18 protein-coding genes and 2 pseudogenes are annotated in these 21,316 nt (G+C 59.0%); 10 read left to right on the top strand and 10 right to left on the bottom strand.

Annotated features, from left to right (window positions below; translation table 11 throughout):
• Nucleotides 1-127: 127 nt before the first annotated feature.
• From G6P99_RS13025 to G6P99_RS12990, 8 genes are all read right to left on the bottom strand, one after another.
• Nucleotides 128-1,348: an acyl-CoA dehydrogenase family protein gene (locus G6P99_RS13025; protein ID WP_165128347.1), complete on the bottom strand. Its 1,221-nt coding sequence runs from the start codon at nucleotides 1,346-1,348 to the stop codon at nucleotides 128-130.
• A gap of 77 nt (nucleotides 1,349-1,425) precedes the next feature.
• Complete coding sequence (locus G6P99_RS13020; protein WP_165128345.1) at nucleotides 1,426-2,403, bottom strand: 3-hydroxyacyl-CoA dehydrogenase NAD-binding domain-containing protein; 978 nt, start codon at nucleotides 2,401-2,403, stop codon at nucleotides 1,426-1,428.
• Between the two features lies 1 nt (nucleotide 2,404).
• Nucleotides 2,405-3,235: a 3-hydroxyacyl-CoA dehydrogenase gene (locus G6P99_RS13015; protein ID WP_246709533.1), complete on the bottom strand. Its 831-nt coding sequence runs from the start codon at nucleotides 3,233-3,235 to the stop codon at nucleotides 2,405-2,407.
• Nucleotides 3,236-3,836: 601 nt separating this feature from the next.
• Nucleotides 3,837-4,421, bottom strand: coding sequence for a sugar dehydrogenase complex small subunit (locus tag G6P99_RS13010; RefSeq protein ID WP_165128341.1), 585 nt, complete (start codon nucleotides 4,419-4,421; stop codon nucleotides 3,837-3,839).
• Between the two features lie 21 nt (nucleotides 4,422-4,442).
• A complete protein-coding gene (locus tag G6P99_RS13005; protein WP_246709532.1) occupies nucleotides 4,443-5,861 on the bottom strand; it encodes a c-type cytochrome in 1,419 nt (472 codons plus the stop codon).
• Nucleotides 5,862-5,864: 3 nt separating this feature from the next.
• Nucleotides 5,865-7,505 carry a GMC family oxidoreductase gene (locus G6P99_RS13000; RefSeq protein ID WP_165128339.1) on the bottom strand — a complete coding sequence of 547 codons (1,641 nt, stop codon included), beginning with the start codon at nucleotides 7,503-7,505 and terminating at the stop codon, nucleotides 5,865-5,867.
• 643 nt (nucleotides 7,506-8,148) lie between these two features.
• A complete protein-coding gene (locus tag G6P99_RS12995; RefSeq protein ID WP_165128337.1) occupies nucleotides 8,149-9,051 on the bottom strand; it encodes a helix-turn-helix domain-containing protein in 903 nt (300 codons plus the stop codon).
• Nucleotides 9,052-9,403: 352 nt separating this feature from the next.
• A complete protein-coding gene (locus G6P99_RS12990; protein ID WP_246709531.1) occupies nucleotides 9,404-10,720 on the bottom strand; it encodes an aldehyde dehydrogenase family protein in 1,317 nt (438 codons plus the stop codon).
• A 100-nt stretch (nucleotides 10,721-10,820) separates the two neighbouring features.
• Here G6P99_RS12990 and G6P99_RS12985 point away from each other — a divergent pair, with 100 nt between their 5' ends.
• From G6P99_RS12985 to G6P99_RS12940, 10 genes and pseudogenes are all read left to right on the top strand, one after another.
• Nucleotides 10,821-11,309 carry a tetratricopeptide repeat protein gene (locus G6P99_RS12985; RefSeq protein ID WP_165128335.1) on the top strand — a complete coding sequence of 163 codons (489 nt, stop codon included), beginning with the start codon at nucleotides 10,821-10,823 and terminating at the stop codon, nucleotides 11,307-11,309.
• A gap of 264 nt (nucleotides 11,310-11,573) precedes the next feature.
• Nucleotides 11,574-12,299 (top strand): hypothetical protein, encoded by a 726-nt coding sequence (locus G6P99_RS12980; protein ID WP_165128333.1) that lies wholly within the window; start codon nucleotides 11,574-11,576, stop codon nucleotides 12,297-12,299.
• A gap of 42 nt (nucleotides 12,300-12,341) precedes the next feature.
• On the top strand, nucleotides 12,342-13,688 hold the full coding sequence (locus G6P99_RS12975; RefSeq protein WP_246709530.1) for a site-specific DNA-methyltransferase: 1,347 nt from the start codon (nucleotides 12,342-12,344) through the stop codon (nucleotides 13,686-13,688).
• The gene (locus G6P99_RS12970) at nucleotides 13,681-14,058 is read left to right on the top strand and encodes a DUF5681 domain-containing protein (protein ID WP_165128331.1); all 378 of its coding nucleotides are present in this window, start codon (nucleotides 13,681-13,683) and stop codon (nucleotides 14,056-14,058) included. Before G6P99_RS12975 ends, G6P99_RS12970 begins: the two co-directional genes overlap by 8 nt.
• Nucleotides 14,051-14,482: a DUF5681 domain-containing protein gene (locus G6P99_RS12965; RefSeq protein ID WP_165123029.1), complete on the top strand. Its 432-nt coding sequence runs from the start codon at nucleotides 14,051-14,053 to the stop codon at nucleotides 14,480-14,482. The genes G6P99_RS12970 and G6P99_RS12965 overlap by 8 nt, the downstream gene beginning before the upstream one ends.
• A gap of 15 nt (nucleotides 14,483-14,497) precedes the next feature.
• A complete protein-coding gene (locus tag G6P99_RS12960) occupies nucleotides 14,498-15,865 on the top strand; it encodes a hypothetical protein (RefSeq protein WP_165128329.1) in 1,368 nt (455 codons plus the stop codon).
• A 646-nt stretch (nucleotides 15,866-16,511) separates the two neighbouring features.
• Entirely contained in the window at nucleotides 16,512-16,862 is a 351-nt protein-coding gene (locus G6P99_RS12955) for a DUF3489 domain-containing protein (protein WP_246709529.1), read from the top strand.
• A complete protein-coding gene (locus tag G6P99_RS12950; protein WP_246709528.1) occupies nucleotides 16,859-17,344 on the top strand; it encodes a DUF2924 domain-containing protein in 486 nt (161 codons plus the stop codon). Before G6P99_RS12955 ends, G6P99_RS12950 begins: the two co-directional genes overlap by 4 nt.
• Nucleotides 17,334-18,851, top strand: a complete 1,518-nt coding sequence (locus G6P99_RS12945; protein WP_165128327.1) for a recombinase family protein — start codon at nucleotides 17,334-17,336, stop codon at nucleotides 18,849-18,851. Before G6P99_RS12950 ends, G6P99_RS12945 begins: the two co-directional genes overlap by 11 nt.
• 31 nt (nucleotides 18,852-18,882) lie before the next feature.
• Nucleotides 18,883-19,138: pseudogene (locus G6P99_RS12940) on the top strand (DUF3750 domain-containing protein); the annotation flags it as partial.
• A 350-nt stretch (nucleotides 19,139-19,488) separates the two neighbouring features.
• Here the strand turns inward: G6P99_RS12940 and G6P99_RS12935 are convergent.
• Together G6P99_RS12935 and G6P99_RS12930 are read right to left on the bottom strand one after the other, a co-directional pair.
• A complete protein-coding gene (locus G6P99_RS12935; RefSeq protein WP_165128325.1) occupies nucleotides 19,489-19,626 on the bottom strand; it encodes a group II intron maturase-specific domain-containing protein in 138 nt (45 codons plus the stop codon).
• A 357-nt stretch (nucleotides 19,627-19,983) separates the two neighbouring features.
• Nucleotides 19,984-20,667, bottom strand: a pseudogene (locus G6P99_RS12930) (IS110 family transposase); the annotation flags it as partial.
• Nucleotides 20,668-21,316: the final 649 nt, after the last annotated feature.

Genomic DNA, 21,316 nt, shown 5'->3' with positions numbered 1-21,316 from the left:
CGTTCGCGAGGGCCAATGCCGCCCTTGGCAAAGGGTTGGATACTTTTTCAGACGATACAGCTTGCGATACCATAGTCATGTCTCCCTGTTGAGGGTTGCCGGCCTCCTAGCGCCGGCTGCTGGAATGTCAGACAAAGGCGCCGCGACCGGTGATGGCCTTGCCGACGATCAGATTCTGCATCTGATAGGTGCCTTCGTAGGAATAGAGCGCCTCGGCGTCGGCGAAGAAGCGCGCGAGGTTGTAGTCGGCGACGATGCCGTTGCCGCCCAGGATCTCGCGGCCCCATGCAACTGTCTCGCGCGATTTCGCCGTACAGAACGCCTTCGCCAGCGCCGCATGATGATCGTCGAGCTTGCCTTCGTCATCAATCTGCGCCAGGCGGAGCATCAGGCACTGGCACGCGGTCAGATTGCCAAGCATCTTGGCGAGCAGATCCTGGATCAGCTGGAACGAAGCGATCGGCTTGCCGAATTGCAGTCGCTCCTGGGCGTATTTGAGGGTCGCCTCGTATGCGCCCATCTGGATGCCGGTCGACGCCCAGCCCACCATGTACCGCGTCATCCGGAGCACGCGCGCGGTATCGCGGAACGAATTGCCGCCCTGGAGGCGGTTCGCTTCAGGCACCCGCACGTCCTTCAGCGTGATCTGGCCGTTCTGGACCACCTTGAGCGCGATCTTGTGCTCGATCTTCTCGACGCTGAAACCGGGCGTCGACTTGTTCTCGACGATGAAGCCCTTGACCTGATTGTCGGCGAGGTCGCGTGCCCAGATGATGGAGAGGTCGCACCACGTCGAGTTGCCGATCCACCGCTTCTGTCCATTGAGAATCCAGGTGTCGCCCTCGCGCTTGGCGGTCGTGGTCAACCCGCCGCTCGCTCCCGAACCAACCAGCGGCTCGGTCAACCCGAAACACCCGATCTTTTCATAACGGGCCATTTGCGGCAGCCATTTCTGCTTCTGCTCCTCGGATCCATCGAGATAGATCGAGCCCATGGCGAGACCGCTGTGGACGCCCCAGAACGTGCAGATCGACGCGTCGACGCGCGCGATCTCCATAGTGACGAAGCCGTACAGTTTCTGGCTGCCGCCGGCGCAGCCGTAACCCTCGAAGCCGAGCCCGCCGATGCCGATTTCCTTGAACGAAGGCAGCAGTTCGAACGGAAACGCGTCATCGGACCAGTACTTGTTGATGATCGGCTGGACCTTAGTCTGCATGTAGGCCCGCACCTTTGCGACGATCGCCTTCTCCTCGGGTGTGAGCAGCTCGATCAGCTGATAGAAGTCGGGGTTCGGTACGGGGACGGGCTTCGGCGTGGTGGTCTTGCTTGCTGCGGCTGCCGTGGACATTTGGAACTCCTGATGCTGCGGCTTGAAAACCGGATAGTTGAAGGACGTATGATTGATCTCGCTGATGGCGCCTGGTCTCAGCCGACAGGCACCTTCGTTTTCTCCTGGCTCGACTTGGCTGCCTTCTTGCGCAGCGCCAGCAGGCCAAGCAGCACTTCGTCGCGTTCCGCCGCGAGCTCCTCGATGGTGCGAGATCCGAGCTCCGTATGGACGCTGTCGATGAGCTTCTTTTGCACGTCCGGGGTCAGTACCGGCGAGCCGAGGGTCTTCCACCAGGCCGTCATCGGGCCGGCGAACTGCTGGAAGAAGTGCTCGATACCACCAGGCCCGCCGCCGAGGTGATTGAGCACCATGTTGCCCATGATGCCCCAGCGCAGGCCGGGCCCCCAACACAGGGCCGTGTCGACGTCGGCGGCACTCACGACGCCCTCGGCAACGAGGTAGTAGACCTCGCGCGCCAGCGCGGCCTGCAGGCGGTTGGCGACGTGGCCCGGCATCTCCTTGTTGACGCGCACTGTCCGTTGCCCGATCGACGTGTAAAACTCCGCTGCGCGCTTGATCGTCGCTTCCGAGGTTTTGGCCCCGCCGACGATCTCGACCAGCGGAATCAAGTGAGGCGGATTGAACGGATGGCCGATCACGCAGCGTTCAGGATGCATTTCGCACGCCGACTGGATTTCGCTCATCGTCAAGCCGGACGAACTAGAGGCGATGATGACGCTGGGATGCAGCACTTCGTCCAGCTGACGATAAAGCGTCTTCTTGAACTCGATCTTCTCAGGCCCGTTCTCTTGGACCAGGTCGGCATCCTTGACGGCGTCCTTCAGGTCCCCGGTGAATGACAGCCTGTTCTGGGAAGCACCGGGTGCGAGTCCAAGCCGCTGCAGTGCCGGCCACGCCGTCGCAACAAAGTGCTTCAGCGCCGCTTCCGCCCCCGGCGCGACATCTGTCGCCGCCACGTCAAGGCCTCTGGCAAGAAAGAGTGAGGCCCAGCTGGCGCCGATGACGCCCGTGCCAATGATCGCAACTCGGCGAATGGGCTTGTTTTGCGACATGTCACTTCACCTTCGGGATTTCGGCATATGCGATGCCGGTGAGGTTGCCTTGTGCTTCGAGGACATTTCGTTCATCGGATCCGTCGAGCCGTGCGGAGAAAATTGAGCCGGCGAAATCGGTCACGAACATGCGGTCGTTTGGAACGTCGAGCGCGATGCCGATCCCCTCCATGAGGTGGGTCACCACGACCTCCGGCTCGGCGGGCTTGGTGTCGATCGAGGCCCGGTTCACCGTGTTGCCGCGCGGCGGGTCGCCGCGGTCGGTCCAGTAGAGGACACGGCTCTTGAGCTCGAGCTCGAGATCGATCGGTTCCGGGAGACCGTCGAAGAAGATCTCGATGTCGGACCTGGTCGCCGCGGTTTGGCCGGCGGGAATTTCAACATTGGCGCGGGAGATGCGACCGAGCCCGGCATTGTCCGGGCCTTTCTGGCTCCAGTAGATATGTCCAAATTTCAGATCGATTGTCAGCCCGACACACCACCGTGTCGCATCCCGGCTGTCGGCTTCGCCGCGCCCCGTCTCGATGAGCGTCTCCAGTCGCGAACCATCGAGATTGCAACGCATGACGCGCATGCCCTCACGGTCGCACCAGTAGAGCTTGCCGCCCTTCTTATCGAGAATAATCTGCTTCGGACTGTGGGTGTCTCCCTGCGCGACGATTGTTTTGCGGTTCTTGCCGTCGATGTCGGCGCGCTCGACCGAGCCATCGTTCAGACTCGGTATGCCCATGTTGGTCCAGTAGATGTGGCCAGCCTCGACATCGACCACGATGCCGTCGGGCAAATGGCAATCCGACACGATGGTCTTACGGTCGGAACCGTCGACATTCATCGAATGAATGCGGCCGGCGTTCAGCTCAAGAACAAAAAGGCGTGGGATAACGGCCCTCGCAACAGCGTCTTGAGATGATTTCAATAACGGCCTCGACATGTCGTACCTCTTTGCAATCTGGAGAGTGTTAACTCAAAGCTCGATCGTGATTATGCCGCGCAGGCTGATGGTCATCTTTGATGAGACTGTCGTCTCTGGAACAGTTCTGCTTCTAACTTTACTTATGAAAGCACGACGCTTGTGCCCCCTCGAGAACAATCGCGATGCGGGACCTAGAAGCGTGAGCGGATGCTCGCAAATCCTGGCAAATTTCATCGCGAACGGAGCGAACGACAAACAATCTCCGTACGACGGTCGCATATCAGAACGCCGGCCTCAGATTGAAGTGTTAGAGTGCAGCAACGGCCGCTAACGCTTCGGACGGGGCGAACGGATCTGGCGGGTCCAGCGCTCCCCATCCACCAACGAGGGCCCTCAGCCGCAATCGGACCCCGTGGTCGGAGATTATGCGACCTGGTCCGATGCGTAGGGAGAACTCCCGGCGATCACCGGGTCATGCTAGTGACACGGAAGCGCAGTGGCTAAACCGGCTTGTGGCGGTTCAAAATTCCGGCATGGCCGAAAGCGGCGGATCGACGTCTGTCCAGTGGTTCGGCCCGTTGAACGAATATGTCGGCAGCGCCACCGCGTCCTTCGTCGGTTGATACATTAGCGCCTCTTCATAGGCGAAGACTTCTGCAGTCGAGCCTTCGTCAACGACACCCGCGTACCAGCCGAAGATGATTTGGTGCGCCGAGTCCTTAACATGGCCGTCCGGTAGCGCATCAAAGAAATCCTCGACGACCTTGGAGTTCTTCTCCCTGGCGGTGGAGATGATCGCATCGAGATCTGCATCAAGCGAAGGAATCTTCGTGGAAAGAATTCCCGCCATGCGGGCGCCGACGTCAGATGAGAGCCCGTGTTGTATCAGGCACCTGGAGGCCGCCATGAACTTGTCGACGCTCACGGTGGTGGCGGTGTCGACCGCGCCTGCTGCTTGCACCACTTTTTGCATCGATCCTCCGAGCACCGCGACTCCAAGCGCGGTTGCACCGTTTTTCAGCAGCGTACGGCGTAAGATGGGCTCGGCCTGGATGGTATCTTCGGTCGCTGTAGCCTCGGTTGCGGATTTCCCTTCATAGGTCATGGCATTCATCTCCCCAGTAGGTCAAACGCGTGTGAGCGACGAATGGCGGACAATCCGCCAAAGTATGAGCAAGATCACTAAGGCGCAGACCAGCCCTTTGCCGACGTCGACCAAAATCGCTAACAATGGCTTGGGGGCTCCGCTTCGGACTTGCTCCACCATCTGCGGGGTGACGGAGTAAGCCGCGTTGCCATAGTGCTGCAAAAGATAATTCGCCAGCTCCACGACCTGTTCGTTGGTGAACGCGGCGATATCGGTTGCGTTGCCACCGAAGCCCGGCATGAAGGCGAGGCCATCCGCCGTGCTGCGGTTGACGCCGAACAGGATCGTGGCGACAAGGTTGCGGCCACCCCCGGTGGCAAGTGCGGAGTTGTGGAACAGGCTCGGGAAGTAGTTGTCTCGTGACCCTCCTGCACCGATGCCGTGGCAGCTCGCGCAGTTCGCCGCGAACAATTGCGCGGCGCCGCCGGGCAGCGCTTCACTTGAACTCATGGCGCCGACACCACGAAATTTCGCAACTTCCGTCAATGGCTTGCCCTGCGCGAACCTCGCTTCCGTTTCCGCATCGCCGATCGCCGGCACGCTGCGCACGTAGGTGACGATGGCCTTGAGATCGTCGTCACTGAGCTTGCTGAAGCTCAATTGCACGGCGATTCCCATCTCGCCGCCGGCCTGTGCCTTGCCGGCCACTTTGCCAAACTTGAGATAGCGGAACAATTCGTCCGCTCCCATCGCGCTGATCCCGGCGTTGGCATCGGGCGTGATGTTGGGCGCAAACCAGGAGCCGAGTACGGCCCCGGCGAATTGGCGGCTGCGGTCCTGCTGCATGAAAAAGCCGCGCGGCGTATGACACTCGCCGCAATGTGCCGGACCGTCGACGAGATACTTGCCGCGATTCCATTCGGCCGACCTCCGCGGATCGGGCGTGAAGGGATTCGCCTCGAGGAACAGCGCGTTCCAGAAGGCCATTGAAAAGCGCAGGTCGTAAGGGAACGGAAGCGACGTCGTCTTGGCCGGCGGCTCCTCTACGGCGGGGACCGCCTTGGTGAAGTAAGCGTACAGTGCTTTGACGTCCTCGTCAGTGAGCAGAGCATAAGACGCGTAAGGCATGGCTGGATACAGGTGCGCGCCATCGGCACGAATGCCGCGCCTGAGGGCTTCCGAAAATTGCTGCAGCGAATAGCGGCCGATGCCGTACAGCTTTGATGAGGTGATGTTGGTTGAATAGATCGTACCCAGCGGTGATTCGATCGGCAGGCCGCCGGCGAGCGGCTTGCCACCTGGTGCGGTATGGCAGGCTCCGCAGTCGGAAGCGATGGCCAGGTATTCGCCGTGCTTGATTTCCTCGTCATCCGCAGCGGCATCCTGAGCCGAGGCCAAAGCGGACACGGCAATCGGCAGCGCAGTAACGCAAACGCGAATGAGGGCAAACGTATTCAACACTCACCCCCTCTTCGTCTGATTAACGATTGCGTCGGCCGCTTTCACCCCCAGCGCGGCCATGGTCAGCGTACTGTTGCCGGAACCAGCCGAAGGCATCGCCGAACCGCCCGGCAGGAACAGGTTGGGATGATCGTGTGCGCGGCAGTCGGTGTCGACGACGGAGGTATTCGCATCCTTGCCCATGATCGTCCCGCCCATAATGTGCTGACTTGCTTCGAAACCGGATAAGCGTATGACCTTTTCGGCGCCAAGCGCTTCGGCGAATTTCCGAGTGATCGGAAATGTGTGCAGATCGGCACCGTTGCGCACGTAGTCGCCGACGTCGTAGTACACGGCAGGCTTGTTGAGCCCGAGCATGTCTTTCTTGTCGGACAGCGTGAGACGATTCTCCGCGGACGGCAGGACTTCGTGCTCGACAGCGATCACGCCATTGCAGGCCGTCTCGCGCCGGATCGCTTCGTCAAGCGCCTTACCGACAAGCTTCTGCTTCAGCGCCGCGAGACCGGCGTAGCCCGCGCCGGAAAAATTGATCAGGCTGATCTGCCCGCCCGCATACCGCGAGCGGAAGTCTCCCTGCGAGGTGGACATGATCGCACCGGTCTGTACCGGGCCGAGTCCAGACCAGATCGGTTCTTTAAACTTGGCCAGCACAAAAAACTTCGGCGTGTCCATCATGTTGCGGCCAACTTGATCGGAGCTATTAGCGATACCGTTTGCGTTATTTTCGTTCTTCGACAGCAGGAGGATTTTTGGCGTCTCGATGCCGTTGCAAGCCAGGACGAATGTCTTGCCGGTCACGCGCGTCGAGGTCTTGTTTGGGTCGTAGAAGTGAAGCGCCTGAACGTTGTTCTTGTCGTCGGTCTCGACGCGGTAGACCACCGCGTTGGGCACGACCACTGCGCCCTTTGCCTCGATGCGCAGCAGCGCGCTGTATGCATCGTACTTGGCCGCAATCGGGCAGGCCGGCATGCAGTTGTTGTTTCCCGAACACGGCGGTCGGCCCTGATAGGCAAGCTTGTTGTTGCGCGCCTGCGCGCAGGGGATGTATTGGAGTCCGATAGACTCCGCCGCCGGCACGCAGCGACGTTGTCCCGAGCCGAATGGGAAGGCCTCCATCATGTAGGGCTTCGAGCGGATCGGTGGCCATTGCAGCGCCGGGTCGGAGGGACCGGCTGCGCCAATCGCATACTCGGCGCGAGTGTAGTATGGCTCAAGCACGGAATAATCGAACGGCCAGTCGCGGCCCACGCCGAATTTCGCATTCAGCATCATGTCCTCGGGCGTCAGCCGCCAAAGCGTGCCCGCCCAATGCCAAGTGGCGCCGCCGACATAGCGCACGTAAGTTTGCTGATACGCCTTCGCGTCGGGACCGGAAGTGATGAGGTAATCCTTATCCGGATCACCCGTGTAGTCCATCGGATGCAGCGCCCAGGGTTTTGGCGGGAATGGACCGTCAGGATTCGCGACCTTTGCGGCCGGCGGCATGTTGCGGTAATTTTCGATGATGCGCCCGCGATCGATGCGTGGCCCCGCTTCGAGCATCAATACCGACAGACCTGCATCCAGCATCTGCTCGGCGATCAGGCAACCCACGATCCCGGTCCCGGCGATGACGACATCTGCTCCCATTTTGCTGACCATGCGCACCCACCTCTAATTCCCGTGACCCGAACGTTGCATCGTAGGGGCGACGGCGCTGGCGCTTCGATTGCCTTCTTGACGTCTCCGGACATGAGGTACCCATATGACGACGCGAACTGTTCAGCGCTTGACTGCGACTGTGCCGCGAATGCTTGCCACAATATTGAACGGGACTGTCGTCGATCGAACGATTCTGGTTCTAATGCCACTTCTGAGCGCGGCGCCTCCATTCCCCAGCTTTCTCCCCCTTGAAAACAATCCCGAGCGAGGTCGAGCCGCAGCAGTTGAAAAAGGCAACCGCGGGCAGAGCTCTATATCCGAGGTCTAGCCATCCTGCACATCCGCTCACCGTTGGATTGGGGGCGCCAATCGCCTGATTTGCCGGTCAAGGCTGTGTCGTGAGTAAAGTCTTGTCGGCTCTGCAGGATCTTCTTCGGCGGGCCCGCGTCTCGGTATCGCGGACTGGTTCGAACTGCTGCGAGAGCATCAGCAGTGTCGTATCCAGGTCGACTGGCCGCTCGGCCATAGCCGGACCTACTGTGCCAGTTGTCCGGATCGCTGGATCGCGCTCGATGGCAGCCGATCCGCCGTTTTGAGCGACCCGGTACAGCCTACGCAATCCGAAGGAAACTCCCCTCGCTTGCTATTTCTTGAGTGCCCGACGCCACGCGCCCGGACTTACGCCGACCGTCTGCCTGAAAGCTCGCGTGAGGTGACTTTGATCGCTGAAGCCACACTCTATAGCGACATCCGATAGCGAAAGCCTGTCATCGCGCAGCTTTTCCTTGGAGAGCACGACGCGCTGCTCAATTATCCACTTGTGCGGCGCCACTCCCAGCGTGCGACGGAAGGCGTGCGAGAAATAACCCACTGATATGCCGCACTCTCGCGCCACCTCCTTGAGTGCCACACCGCGCTTGATGTTGGCACGAAGAATTTCCATCGCGCGTCGCTCCTGCCATGGCGCGAGCCCACCCCGCGCCGGCCGCGACATCGGCCGCATGCCGCCATAGGTGTGCGCGACATGCACCCCGACCGCGAGCAGGACGTGGTCGACAAATAACTGGTTAGCTTGGTCGGGATGGCTGAGGACGGGAAGCAGCAAGCTTCCTAGGCCGGATATCGTGACGTCGTTGACGCCCGCGCCGGGTTCATATCTCAGATCGCGAATTGGCGGCGCGTTAGCGTCGTCCGCGATCGCGTCCAGCGCCGCACGCGGCAAATAAAAAAACAGACAGTGAAAGGCCTTAGGAAGAGCGGCGGGATTTCGCTTCAGGTCATGTAGACAACTCTCGCCGGCCCGCAAGGCGCACACCGACGCCCGGCGGCCATCCTCCCAGTATTCGCGATTGGGAGAATCGCGGAGGTGCAAAGTGACGAGAAAAGCATCTTCCCGCTGAAGCGGACCGCACATTTCCGGCAGCGGATTATCACATCGAATCTCCGTGACCGCTATTTTAGCTGCACGCAATACCCGGGTAACGATCGACGGTGCATTTTCGACCCGCAGTGCTTCGCCAAGCCGTTGTCCATAAGCCTCGGTCATCACTCAATCAATGGTTCAAAGCGCCAAACTGTAGATCCGCATTTTGTAGCTCCTTGGATCTGACGCCGCGACTGGCACCGGAACCGGTCCATCGCATGAACGTCAACTGTCAATCCGATGCGACGATCCCACAGTTTGCTCAAGTAATTCTTGAACGGACGTGATCCCAGCTGTCCGCGTATGCTCTTTTGTGGCACCGACTTATTGGCACGTAGCCAAGTGCGGATCGATGCGAGCTAGACAAGGTGGAGATCGAGTTTTGTTGACGTCGATTTCGTGAGTCGTTGCTGTCACCGAGTTCTCCATATCAGCCGGGCTGACCGCGTCGCGTCATTGTTGACGATTTGGCGTGTCAAGCGGCATGTAGCCCGAGCAGGGATTTCGGCTCAAGAAACGCCTCGAGTCCGAAGTCTCCGTATTCGCGGCCGATGCCGGATTGCTTGAAACCGCCAAAGGGCGCCATCGGCTCGTGGGCCAGCGTGTTGATCAGCACGCGACCGGCAATGATCCGATCGGCCACTCGTCGCGCACGAGCCGTGTTGCCGGACAGGACATACGCTTGCAGGCCGTAGACCGTGTCATTGGCGATGGCGATCGCCTCTTCGTCATCTGCATAGGGAATGATCGACAGAACCGGCCCGAAGATTTCCTCGCGCGCAATGGTCCTGTCATTGCGAACGTTGGTGAACAGCGTCGGCCGCACGAACCAGCCGTCGAGCCCGTCTGGCCTGCCCTCGCCGCCGGCAAGCAGCGTGCCCTCGTCGATACCGATACGGATATAACGTTGAACGCGATCCCATTGCTTCTGGCTGACCATCGGACCGACCGTCGTTGAGGGATCGCGCGGATCGCCGGTTTTGACCTGTCCGATCGCCGTCTTCGCAAGCTCTTCCACCTCGCCGAGCCGGCTCCGTGGCACGAGGATGCGCGTGCCAGCGATGCAAGCCTTTCCGCTGTTCATGAGGCCCGCACCGAGCGCCAACGGAATCGCCTTCGCCAGATCGGCATCGTCAAGAATGACTGTGGGAGACTTTACGCCAAGTTCGAGCGCGATCCTTTTCATCGTCTCCGCTCCGGCGCGCAGGATCGCCTTGCCGACGGCGGTCGAGCCAGTGAAGGAGATCTTCGCGACATCGGGATGGCTGGTGATCTCGGTGCCCACCACCTCGCCCCGGCCGGTGACGATGTTGAACACACCGGCCGGCAATCCGGCCTCATGCAGCGCTTCGGTGACGACCTGCGTCTGGATCGCGCTCATCTCACTCGGCTTGACGACCGCCGTGCAACCAGCAGCGATTGCGGCCGCGAGCTTGCCGCAAATGAAGCCAGCATCGCTATTCCACGGCGTGATGAGACCGGCGACACCCAAGGGCGCCATCACCACCTCGGCCGTGCCGACGCGACGCGTAAAGCGATAATCCTCCAGGACCCGGGCCATATCGAGAAGGACATCTGCCGGGTGGTCAGCCATGAAGCCGGCGCGCGAGACGGGTGCGCCATACTCTTCGACGATTGCATCCAGCAAGTCCGCCCGACGCGCCTTGATAGCAGCGTGCATCCGCCGCAGCAGTGCGATGCGTTCGGTCTTGCTCGTGCGCGAGAAGGCCGGGAATGCGCGCATGGCGGCAGCGATAGCGGCGCGTGCGTCCTCCGCGCCGGCGAGCCGCACCCGACCGATGACCTGCGCCGTCGCAGGGTCGAGGCTGGCTCATCGGGCGCTTGAACTTGGCAAAGACGACGCTGACGTACTCTGCGGCAGCGGATGGGCGTTGGCGTTTGTTGTGCGTGACCTCGGCGTTGGCACAGGCCTAGTCGATCGCGGCCCTTATGCTCAATTCCAATTTGGCCGAGGCATGGCGTTGCAGTGGCTGGATGAGAAACTGGCTCGGAGATCCGAAACTGTCATCGAGCATTTTGCACGTGCCATGCGCCTTAGTCCCCTTGGTCGGTGGCTGGTAGACATTCAAAGCGGGATCGCGCATGCACATTTTTTCCTCGGCCGCTATGACGAAGCGGCATCGTGGGCCGCAACGGCATTGCAGGACAATCCGGACTTCCAGGCTGGAATACGCATCAGCGCCGCAAGCAATGCGGCGGCCGGACGGCCCGAGGAGGCACATGAGGCGGTAGTCCGGCTGCTTCGGTTAAATCCCGCGTTGCGTGTTTCGAATCTCAAAGGCGTCCTTGGGACTTATCTACGTGCCGAAGACGTAACGCGATACGAGGAAGGATTGCGAAAAGCCGGGCTGCCCGACTGACGTCCCGGCACGTCTCACGAGGCGACACGCAAAACTGGGACCCCCGCTCATGGCACACACCTAACGTCAATAGTTTGCGACTGTCCGCTTCGCACGGCGGCCGTTCCATAACCGCACATTGCGCAAATCGCCCTAAACTCCGCCGACAAGCCAGACAACTGAGATATCGTCGACTTTTTCAACAGCTTATTTACATTTCAATTCTAGATCGACGGCTTTCCCGGCCTTTACGCCTGTAGCATTGGCTCGCAAAGGAGCTAGCCAGTGCGAAAATCCCGCTTTCCAATTCCGAACTTCACCGACATTGCAAAACTCATTGCACCAGATGATCCCCCAAGTTGGTTACCGGCCCACCTCGGATGGTGGTCAGACGGACTGCGGTACGATCAAATGGTGGACGAGGTACATCCTTCGACCCGGCAAGCTCGAGATCGGCTTGCTGCTATTGCTGCAGCGGCAGAGTTGATCGCGCGGGAACTAGAATCTCCAGTAATCAGTGCGCTGGTGTTAGCCGCTAGTCCGAGCAAGCTCAGCGTCACCCGACGCGATATGCAGCAGCTGGCTTCGAGGGCAGAGTCCGCGCGTCTATCACCCCCATTGGTTTCTACCAGTGGAAAAACAAAGCGCGGACGCGGAAAGCCAAAGGTACCGAACATTTTTGACGCACGGACCCTCTGCGCGACCCGCATCGTTGTGATGTGGCGCTTTTTCAGAAAGACAGTGCCCGGGATCGGGAATCTCGAGGCAGCGGCGGCCGCCCAGGCCTATTGGCTTGCTTGCGGCGGAAGGTCCGACGGGCATGGAGATCCCCTAAATGGCTGGTACGACTACTTCAAAGCAGTCAGGGACAATTCTGGCGCGCCTGGCCTCAAACAATTCATCTGGTGGCGCGATCTCGAGCAAGCGAAGCGCAGAAACGGTTCGCCTTGTTACCCAGGGACCAACAATCCCATTCAGGAAGCCGAAATCAAGTCCCCTATTCTCACCTAGTAATTTTGGTAGGTTGACGTCGCCAGTGTGGAAAGCGACGTCATGGACACCGACAACGACGACAATCGGATGGGCTTGCTTGCGGGCTCGCCACAAATCGTGCTCGTGCCGATTTCTGATCTCAAACCTCATCCGCGCAATGCTCGCAAACACAGCCGGGCGCAGATTAAGGCTATCGGCAAGAGCATCGATGCATTTGGCTTCAATGCACCTGTGCTCGCGGACAAAGACAGGAACATTCTTGCCGGCCACGGCCGCGTTGAAGCGGCAAAACACTTAGGCCTTTCGCAAGTACCCATCATCTTCCTGCATCATCTGTCGGATGCCGAAGCTAGAGCCTACATGCTGGCTGATAACAAGCTGACTGACCGATCGACTTGGGATAACGCTACGCTCGCCGTTCAGCTTAAAGAGCTTTCTGACCTCGCGCTGAGCTTTGATATCGACGCGACCGGATTTGAACTGCCGGAAATCGACTTTCGTATACAGTCACTTGAAGAAACCGGGTCGCTCGACGCCGATGATTTCGGACTTGCGGACGGTCAACCAGTGTCGGTCCTGGGTGACATTTGGAATCTGGGGGATCATCGGATCCTTTGCGCAAGCTCACTTGATCCCTCCGCCCTCTCCTGTCTCTTTAATGACGAAAGAGCTTCGGCGACCTTCACCGACCCTCCGTACAACGTCAGGATTGATGGGCATGTGAGTGGCAAAGGCGCCATCCGCCATCGCGAGTTTCCGATGGCAACCGGCGAGATGTCCGAAGACGAATTCGTCGCATTCCTAACCGGGGCTCTGTCAGGCATCTGCCAGCACACCGTACCTGGCGGCCTAGTCTACATCTGCATGGACTGGCGCCACATCTCCGAAGCCCTCACTGCCGGCCGATCGTCTGGCTGCGAACTCTTGAACCTCTGCGTTTGGGTCAAGAGTAATGGTGGGATGGGTTCGCTCTATCGATCCCGCCACGAACTTATCTTTGTCTTTAAGAACGGCTCGGGATCCCATCTCAACAATATCCAGCTCGGCAGATTCGGGCGCAACCGAACGAACGTTTGGAATTATGCCGGCAGCAATGCGTTTGCGCGGAAAGGCACGAAGCGTAATCGCGAACTGCACCCGACGGTCAAGCCTGTCTTGCTAGTGGCGGACGCCATCCAGGACTCCACGAACCGTAACGACATTATCTTCGATCCATTCTTGGGCAGCGGGACCACGCTCCTTGCCGCCGAACGTGTCGGAAGACGCTGCTATGGTATAGAGCTCGACCCACTCTATGTCGACACCGCAGTCGAACGTTGGCAGCGGATGACGGGACGCAAGGCCCACAGTCACTTGGGTGAAAGTTTCGCATTCCTCAGGTCAAGGCGGAGTGCAGCCATTGGCTGAGCCGCCGGACGACGACGTGGGCTATCGTCGGCCCCCCAAAAGCAAGCGATGGAAGGGCGGGCAAAGCGGCAATCCCCGCAACAGGACAAAGCCCAAGCCCGTTGAAACCCCGCTCACGGTAGTCGAGCGGCTGCTCCTCAGCCCGGTCGATACTAAGAAGGATGGCCATCCGACGAAGATGCCGATGCTAGAGGCAATCATCTACCAGCTCCTGAAAAAGTCTTTGAACGGCGACAAAAAGGCTGACCGCACGCTGCAAAAATTCAAGGAATTCGCGGAGCGAAACAGCGTTGCAAAGTTTGAGATCGTGTTCGTTGACAACGAATATACACAGGCTTTCGCTGCTTCGCAGGAGGACAGTGATGACTGACTATGAGATCGGTTACAGTAGACCTCCCAAGGCGTCGCGATTCAAGCCCGGAGTTTCCGGAAACCCAAAGGGACGGCCGAGACGCCAGCCGGCTGACTTGGCCGCCGTCGTCGTCGGCGTTCTCAATGCTCCGATCCGACACCACGAAAACGGCCAAGCCAAGACAACGCCGGGGTGGGAGCTTAATTTGAATATGCTCGCTCGGCGCGCACCGGGCGGCGACGTCGACGCGGCGATGGCCGTGCTGAAGTTCTGGATTAGAGCCGAACGCAGCAAAAGCGGCACCCAACGCGTGGTGGTCGAGGATTGGCTGCCGGATTACCCGGGGCAAACGGCCGAAGCTAAGACACGCGACTTTGCACAAAAAAGGAGTGCCGCTGCGATCGAATGGTGGGCTCAACTTGGCAGCACCGAGAAAAATTGATGGAGCGCGGCTCAGTTGGCCCAGAAACTTCTCACACCTCCGAAACGAATTTCGCTCGGAACTTTTCATGTTGGACAAGTGAAGGCGTTTTTGGCTCTCCGCGGCCATCGCTTCAAAGCCCTGCGGTGCGGCAGGCGCTTTGGGAAGACCGATTTTGCCAAGACTTGGATCAAGGAAGGTCTCGTCCAAGGGTTCGAATGCGCATGGTTTTCTCCCCAACATAAAACTTGGTCAGAAGTGTATTCGGAAACGGCATCCGCGTTGGCAGGCCTCATCGAGCATACCTCCAAGACCGCCGGGGTCATGAAATTCAAAACAGAAGGACGTCTGGACTTCTGGTCACTGGAAAACTCGATCGCGGGCCGCGGCCGCCGATATCATCGGATCGTTATCGACGAGGCCGCGTTTGCCAAAGACGGAGATAACAAGACCGACGGCTCAACCATGGAGATTTGGGAGAAATCGATCAAGCCCACCCTTTATGACTTCGGCGGTGAAGCGTTGGTCTGCTCAAACTCAGCTGGCAAGAATCCCGATAATTTCTTCTACAACATCTGTACGGATGCTCAGTACGGCTTTATCGAACATCATGCGCCAACCATGGGCAATCCGCTCCTGCCGAAACGCCTGCAGAGCGAAAGCGTCGAAGACTGGCTTATTCGCAGGGACAGGTTGCAGGCCGACCTGATCAAAGACAACGATCCACTGGTCTACGCACAAGAATATCTTGCGGAATTTGTCGATTGGTCCGGCGTGGCCTTCTTCAGCCGTGAAAAATTACTGGACCAAGGGCGGCCTGCTTCCTATCCGACCCGTTGCGACGGGGTATTTGCTGTTATCGACACCGCGTCAAAAACTGGCACGGACCACGACGCAACTGCCGTGACCTACTTCGCAATCGATCATTACGCGCGAGGTTTTCCGCTCGTTATCTTGGATTGGGATATCGCGCAAATTGAGGGAGCGACCCTGGAAACTTGGTTGCCGTCTGTCTTCAACCGGCTCGAAGAGCTCGCAAGAATGTGTGGCGCTAGGAACGGCGCGATCGGCGCTTGGATTGAGGACAAGAATTCCGGAACAATTCTTCTTCAGCAAGCGCTCCGACGGAATATGGGTGCACGTGCTATCGACACAAAATTGACTGCGATGGGCAAGGACGAGCGCGCAATCTCGGTGTCAGGTTACGTGCATCAGGGACGGGTCAAATACTCAGGCTATGCTTTCAACAAGGTGACGACCTATAAACGTAAGTCACGTAACCACTTGCTTGATCAAGTGGAGAGTTTTCGGATCGGCGACAAAGACAGCGATCGGGAAGATGACCTGCTAGATACATTTTGCTACGGGATTTCAATCGCGCTTGGAAACAGCGAGGGGTTCTAGGTGCCGTAGGGCGGTTCGTCAGCCGGCATCTCGGCGTACGCCCCGCACGACAATGCGTGGCAGACCTTGCGCTGCTTCCAAGTGTCGTGTCGTTGAATCTATGGCGACTCCACGTAGAATGCGGTCTCACAGGAGGCGCTCGCTCATGAAGCAAAAGTGGATCGGGCCTACTCGGGTGCATCCCCACGATCGATCTTTTGGAGAGATTGACCACCACTCTCGGCGCGGAAATTTCAGAGCTATTTCTCAGAGTTCCGCGAGGAGCGAGCGCTCCCGCGCCACTTCCAGCCAGCCGCAAGATAGCCAAACAGGCCAAGCGAAAAAAGCCTTAGGACCTCTCGGATTTGCCCGGCTCCGCGAGAGTCTAGCCGCGCGCCTCGAAAGTGGTAGTTCGCGCCGTCGGATTCGGCGACGATAACGAGATTGCTCGAGAATCTGCTCGACTTCTTCTACGATCCGAGCGTCAGTGTGCTGGCACTGTGCATGCGACGGCGTGACATGAGTGAGCCGCAGGAGACTAATTACAGCCTTTGCACCTGCTTCCCGGCCCCAATGCCGGACTCAATCCCGACCTCCCTGCCCAGCTTTCGCTGGGCTCGTCTCAGTGGCAGCGCCTGACGCTGTCGTTGAAACGATGGAGAGTCGTGTGGTCACCCGCAACGCCAAGGCGAAATCAAAATCACCGAAGTCTCAGCCGAACCGGTCCGCCCCCGAGAAGCGGAAGGTCGCCCAGGAAGCCAGCCCAACTAAAACGGAAACCTCGAAGCCGAAGGAAGCATCAGCCCGCTCTTCCAAACAGGAGACCGTGCTTGGCCTCCTCCGCCAACCGAAGGGCGCCACGATCGACGCCATCGTGAAGGTGACGGCTTGGCAGCAGCACTCGGTGCGCGGCTTCTTTGCAGGTGTGATCAAGAAGAAGCTGAAGCTGAACCTCATTTCAGAGAAGGTGGATGGCACGCGCGTCTACCGGATCGGTAAATCGGGCGCGGCGTCGTGAAATCCGAGAGCGAACTGGTGACAGCCGATCCCGCGGTTGAGGCAGAGCTGGATCGGCTGTCGACAATGCCCATAGCCAAACTGCGGAAGCGCTACCTCGAGCTTTTTCGGAATGAACCACCGAAAGCCTTCGGTCCCGACCTCCTCCGCCGAAGCATCGCTCACAAGGTTCAGGAAAAGGCTTATGGTGGCATTCCTGCATCGCTGAAACGACTGCTCGATCAGATGGTGCGGGCCGCCGCCGCGAAACCCAGTGGTCGTCTGGAACTCCCTCAGAGGATCAAGCCGGGATCCGAGTTGGTCCGGACCTGGAAGGGCAAGACCTACCGCGTCACCGTGACGGGCGACGGCTTTGCCTACCAGGGCACGGTGTTCGCCAGCCTCTCCGAGATCGCTTGTGCCATAACCGGCACAAGATGGAACGGCCCACGGTTTTTCGGGCTTCGCCGCGACACTCGTCAGGAGGTCACCGATGGCAAATAGTGCAAAGCCACTCCGTTGTGCGATTTACACCCGGAAATCGACCGAGCATGGGCTTGAGCAGGAGTTCAACTCGTTAGACGCCCAACGAGAGGCCTGCGAGGCCTACATCAATAGCCAGTCGTTTCAGGGCTGGAAGGCTCTGCCTCAGCAGTACAACGATCCGGCCTATTCCGGAGGTAACCTCGACCGCCCCGCCCTCAAGAAGCTGCTGGCCGATATCGAAGTCGGCAGAGTCGACGTGGTCGTGGTCTACAAGATCGACCGCCTCACCCGTTCGCTTGCGGATTTCGCAAAGTTGGTCGAGGCCTTCGACGCGAAATCAGTCTCGTTTGTCGCCGTCACCCAACAATTCAATACCACCACCTCCATGGGCCGATTGACATTGAACGTCCTGCTCTCCTTCGCACAGTTCGAACGGGAGCTGTCCGCTGAGCGCGTAAGGGACAAGGTGGCCGCCAGTCGGCGTAAGGGCAAATGGACGGGGGGCACCGTGCCGCTCGGCTACGATGCAAAGGATAAGAAGCTCGTCATCAACAAATCCGGCGCCGAGACCGTTCGCAAAATTTTTCGGCTCTACCTGGAGCTGGGTTCGTTCAGCAAGCTAGTGGTCGAGCTTGACCGGGGGAAGATCGTCACCAGGCGTCGGAACACCAAAGTGACGAAGTATCAAGGCGGCATTCCCTTCACCTACGGTCCCCTCGCCTATCTGCTCAAGAGCCGGATCTACATTGGGGAAACCCATCACAACGGCAAATGGTTCAAAGGAGAGCACGAAGCTATTCTAGACCGCGAAACCTTCGATCGGGTTCAGGAGCAGCTTAAATCGAACACGGTCAAACGAAAGGTCGCATACTCCCAAGGGGGGGCCCTGCTGCAAGGCAAGCTTTTCGATGACAAGGGCAACCGCATGGGTCCGAGCTTCTCCAGCAAAAAGGGGGTGCGCTACTGGTTCTATGTCAGCACCGCTCTTCGAGGGCGCAAGCACAGGGCCGGATCGGTGACCCGGGTTTCTGCGCCTGAGATCGAAGCACTTGTCGAGCAGGCAATTCGAGAACGGCTGCCGAATAAGGATATGCCGGTCAATGCAATTATGTCGTTGATCGACCGCGCCGTCATAAGGGACGGCTCCCTAGACCTTACTTTCGTAGAAGAGTCCTCGATCGAGGCGATCAAGATACCCTGGACCAAGCGGCAGGCCGGTAGCACACACATTGTTCCAGGCTCATCCGCAAAGGAGCCAGATCAGAAGGTGCTCCAGTCTTTGGCTCGGGTGCACGCTTGGCAGCGGGACCTCGCAAGCGGGCGTTTCGCGTCGGTCGAGGATCTGGCCGTCGCGGCAGGTCTCCATCCCAAGGTCATCCGGGGTGAACTGCGGCTGGCCTTCCTCGCGCCAAGCATTCTGAAAGGCGTCCTCTACGGCGAGATCCCCGCAACTTTACGCGATCTGCGGAAGGTACAGGCACTCAGCTGGCACGGTCAGAAAGTGGGACTATATTCCGGTGGGTAGCGCTGGTGGGCATGCGAGTTTGAGAAGATCCGTGATCGCTTTCTTACTGTTGGTATTTGTGCCGATCGGAATATCTGCCGGGCGTTACTATTGGTTCGCCGACACGCGAGGCAACTGGCAAACGGCGGATCGTTCAGGCGCTGGTCTTCTGCCCGCGGGCGTCTTCCCACCCCGAAGCATTGATCCGGGTATTTGCTGCACGGACCGTGCGGTGGCGCGGCATATTCGCAGTCCATACCTGGATCGTGGTCAAGGAAGCCGGCGCCAACAATTACAACCGATATGATTTGAGCCATCAGACGAAGCTCGCCGGGGCAGATCGGATTTGCCGCAGGAGCATAACCTGGGTGTCTTTGCCTAACCATCGTTATGGAACATCCGTTAAGCGACCGACGCTTTGCGCCAATAGCTGCCGGTCCCGCCAAGTCGCATTTTGACGACCCGCCCGAGGGACTTTCACCCTCGGGCCCTCCCAGAACCGGACGTGAACTTCTCGATTCATACGGCTTTGTTCGGCCGTTGCCGTTGCATAGTGTCCAATGGGCAAGAGTGTTGGGTTCGCGCGGCGCAGCCGATCGAACCAGTCTCTCGCGCCCTTGGTCCGCTGGACCATCCGCTTGTATTTGCGGCGACCCCATCAGATGACATAGGCATCGATCCTTTTCTGGGTTGGACGCAACTGCGTCGGATAGAAGTGACTGTAGTAGTTGATCCAGCCCCGGATGCGCGGGTTGTACGTCGCGGCCAGATCGCTGAGGGACTTGTCGCTTGTCATTCGGCCCTTTAATTGCGGTTTGTTGTCAAGCTTTACATTTCTGAATTCGCCCATCGCACGGTGGTAGTGCTCGCGCCGTCGGAGCTGGTTCAGGGTTGCGGAGACGGCGCGAGCGCGGCTGATACGTACTTTGCCGGCCAGGCATTGGATCGCCCTGACTGGTTGATGTCTTCGCTGGGGTCATGGTCCTTTCCGAGGTCGCGTAGCGCCTCATGATGATGTCCGGGTCGGACGCCTCAACGTTTGCAGCGGAGTACGATCGAGCCGCCACCAGCCGAATGAACGAGGTCGCCTCAACACCGTCCCAGCGGGACGTCGCCAGTCCGGCAGACCGGACCAGGAACTTTCGAGCAAATATCAGACCGGCTGCGGCTGCCCCCAGTCGAAGGATGTGCCATCGACCCAGATGCAGTGAAGGATGACTGCGATCTTTCGGGCGATGGCGACCTTTGCCTTCCTCATGCCGATCCGCTTGGCGAGCTTCATGCCCCAGGCCTTGAGGGAAGACCACTTCTTTGTCCGATAAAGAAGTACGGTAGCGGCCTCGAACAAGTAGGTTCGGAGGAGCCGGTCGCCCCATCGAGATATCTTGCCATTGATGTCCGTTTCGCCAGACTGGTTGCGCCGAGGTGTAAGACCCAGATAGGCGCCAACAGTCGATGCCGATCGGAAGCGGGACGGGTCATCGATCGTATGGCGGAACGTCAAAGCCGTCACCACGCCGACACCAGGAACCGTCATCAGACGAAGCGTCGTCTCATCCGACTTCGCCAACTCGCGGACCTCGTTGTCGAACTTGCTTTGTTGCTTACAGATCTGCTCATGGATCGACAGAAGCGGCGCGATCACACCGAGGAGCTGATGATCTTCGCCCAATAGCTCACGGACCTGATTGCGGAACTACAGTCCGATCGCGCGTGGGAACAGCAAGCCGTATTCTTTGATCAGACTGCGGACCTGGTTCTCGATATCACGACGGATGGCGACGAGCCGGGATCTCGCGACGAGTATCGCGCGGATCTTCTGACTTTCCTCGCTGCAAGAGGGGAGCGCTCGAAAGAATGGCAGCACCTGCGATCGTCGCAACATGCGGCGAACCAATACTCTCCCGTCGTCGCCGATCCCGTGCACTTGGAAGATCGACTTAGCCAAATCCAAACCTACTGTGATAATCTTCTCCATTGGAACGGTCCTTCCCTTGTGGCGCCTCTCGAAGCGACCACGTTAGGCACTTTTGATGCCGGTTCGAAGGGCCGTTCCACACCATCACTTTTGATGCAGTCTGGGGGATGCGTGGTGCTTTGATTGGAGGAGAATCAACGCCATGCAGCAAGCACTCCACCGCTCCAGTCTGGCGCCGCGTGGGTTTGACCCGCGATGAACTCGTACATCAAGCCTCCAAACGACATTTTCAGTGCGACCAAGCCGGACACGAGCCAATTCGAAGAGCGAAAGGCCGCGACGGCGACTGACGACGTCAGCAATGTCGACGGCGAATGTCCAAGATGCTGAGGATCAACCACGATCTTGCCCGTCGGCTCCCGCAACAGAGCTGACCGCTTACTCGCAAACGTTCAGAGTCTGCAGATACCGAGCAGAGCTGATCGCGCATAGAAATTCAATATGGAGGCGGCAAAGCTAAAGGGCCTGTCGGCAACACATAGGATGACGAAATCATCTCATATCAATT

It is taken from the genome of Bradyrhizobium sp. 6(2017) (genome assembly GCF_011058295.2).
GTDB lineage: Bacteria > Pseudomonadota > Alphaproteobacteria > Rhizobiales > Xanthobacteraceae > Bradyrhizobium > Bradyrhizobium septentrionale.
The sequence above is the reverse complement of the archived record's forward strand: the minus strand, read 5'-3'. Positions and strand labels throughout refer to the sequence as shown.

Bases quoted from the DNA above. Each gene is read 5' to 3' on its own strand.
- G6P99_RS13025 (WP_165128347.1), bottom strand. From the start codon at position 1,348: ATGTCCACGGCAGCCGCAGCAAGCAAGACCACCACGCCGAAGCCCGTC.
- G6P99_RS13020 (WP_165128345.1), bottom strand. From the start codon at position 2,403: ATGTCGCAAAACAAGCCCATTCGCCGAGTTGCGATCATTGGCACGGGC.
- G6P99_RS13015 (WP_246709533.1), bottom strand. From the start codon at position 3,235: ATGAATGTCGACGGTTCCGACCGTAAGACCATCGTGTCGGATTGCCAT.
- G6P99_RS13010 (WP_165128341.1), bottom strand. From the start codon at position 4,421: ATGACCTATGAAGGGAAATCCGCAACCGAGGCTACAGCGACCGAAGAT.
- G6P99_RS13000 (WP_165128339.1), bottom strand. From the start codon at position 7,505: ATGGTCAGCAAAATGGGAGCAGATGTCGTCATCGCCGGGACCGGGATC.
- G6P99_RS12995 (WP_165128337.1), bottom strand. From the start codon at position 9,051: ATGACCGAGGCTTATGGACAACGGCTTGGCGAAGCACTGCGGGTCGAA.
- G6P99_RS12975 (WP_246709530.1), top strand. From the start codon at position 12,342: ATGGACACCGACAACGACGACAATCGGATGGGCTTGCTTGCGGGCTCG.
- G6P99_RS12965 (WP_165123029.1), top strand. From the start codon at position 14,051: ATGACTGACTATGAGATCGGTTACAGTAGACCTCCCAAGGCGTCGCGA.
- G6P99_RS12945 (WP_165128327.1), top strand. From the start codon at position 17,334: ATGGCAAATAGTGCAAAGCCACTCCGTTGTGCGATTTACACCCGGAAA.
- G6P99_RS12935 (WP_165128325.1), bottom strand. From the start codon at position 19,626: ATGACAAGCGACAAGTCCCTCAGCGATCTGGCCGCGACGTACAACCCG.